Source organism: Faecalibacterium sp. DFI.5.82 (assembly GCF_029076575.1).
GTDB lineage: Bacteria > Bacillota > Clostridia > Oscillospirales > Ruminococcaceae > Faecalibacterium > Faecalibacterium duncaniae.
In genome coordinates, this window is record NZ_JARFIS010000887.1 from 1 (window position 1) to 296 (window position 296).

The 296-nt window shown below is 60.1% G+C and carries 1 protein-coding gene; it reads right to left on the bottom strand.

All coding sequences use genetic code 11. From position 1 onward, the window contains the following. Nucleotides 1–296: TRAP transporter large permease subunit (locus P0G09_RS19360; protein WP_275253485.1), on the bottom strand; the 296-nt coding region annotated here is incomplete at both ends.

Consider the following 296-nt stretch of genomic DNA (forward strand, 5'->3'; position numbering starts at 1 on the left):
CCACAGAGATGCCGCCGGCGGTGGTGGCGTAGATGACCATGTTATGGCTCGGGGGAACCAGCAGACCCTCGCAGGAGGAGGTAATGGTAACAGCAGTGGAGAAGTCGGCATCATAGCCCAGATCCACCATCATGGGGATCATAATGGAGCCGATGGAAGCAGTATCGGCGGATGCGGAACCGGAAATGCCGCCGAAGAAGTAGGAAGCCACGATGTTGACCATGGCCTTGCCGCCGCGCATCCAGCCGACGCAGGCATCGGCCAGAGCGATCAGCTTTTCAGAGATGCCGCCGGAG